This window comes from Haloferax sp. s1, from assembly GCF_058382125.1.
Window position 1 is genome coordinate 1 of sequence record NZ_JBZRPK010000075.1, and the last position, 885, is coordinate 885.

General features: G+C 62.4%; 2 protein-coding genes. Both read left to right on the forward strand.

What is annotated here, in order from left to right; genetic code table 11:
- On the forward strand, window positions 1-248 hold a 248-nt coding region (locus QT222_RS00485; RefSeq protein WP_491475946.1), incomplete at its 5' end, for a hypothetical protein.
- Window positions 249-334: 86 nt separating this feature from the next.
- Window positions 335-754: an HIT family protein gene (locus tag QT222_RS00490; protein WP_004058361.1), complete on the forward strand. Its 420-nt coding sequence runs from the start codon at window positions 335-337 to the stop codon at window positions 752-754.
- The last annotated feature ends 131 nt before the right edge of the window (window positions 755-885 follow it).

Genomic DNA, 885 nt, shown 5'->3' on the forward strand with positions numbered 1-885 from the left:
CCCACTCAATCACCAGCGACGACTGCCCACTCAATCACCAGCGACGACTGCCCACTCAATCACCAGCGACGACTGCCCACCAATCCACGGGTGGGACTGAAAGGGGCCGCGGCGAGGACGAAGGTGGCCGAAGCAAGGACCGCAGGCCGAAGGCCGAGGACCGCAGGCCGAAGCAAGGACCGCAGCGAGGCCCCCGAGTCCTCGCCGCGGGGGCTTTCGAGGTGTTCACTGAATCGCCGACTCCATAGACACGGCCGAATCAACCACCGACAGAGGAAACACCGTATAAGAATCGGACCGAACTTTCATTTTCTCGCCACGCAACATCCAACCAATGTCCGACTGCATCTTCTGCGCCATCGCCGCGCGCGACATCCACGGTCGAATCGTCCACGAGACCGAACACTCGCTGGCGTTCCTCGACGTGAACCCGCTCGCACCGGGCCACACGCTCGTCGTGCCGAAGGACCACTACGCCCGGCTCGACGACCTCCCGGACGAAATTTCGGAAGACCTCTTCCGCACGGTCGACGAACTCGTCCCACGAGTCGAGGAAGCAGTCGACGCCGACGCGACGAACATCGGCCTCAACAACGGTCCCGCCGCGGGACAGGAAGTCGAACACGTCCACGCCCACATCATCCCCCGATTCGAAGACGACGGCGGCAACCCCATCCACGCCGTTGCGGGCAAACGGCCCGACCTCTCGGACGAGGAGATGGACGATATCGAATCGGATATCTCCGACCTCTAGGCGAGCCACCATTTTCACGCGCCAATCGGTCGCTCCCGGTCTCAAAATCGATAGACTGACCGAAGCTATTAATCAGAGAACCGAACCAGTCGCGGTATGACCATTCCGACCACCACGGCGCTCGTCGGGGC

Bases quoted from the DNA above. Each gene is read 5' to 3' on its own strand.
- QT222_RS00490 (WP_004058361.1), top strand. From the start codon at position 335: ATGTCCGACTGCATCTTCTGCGCCATCGCCGCGCGCGACATCCACGGT.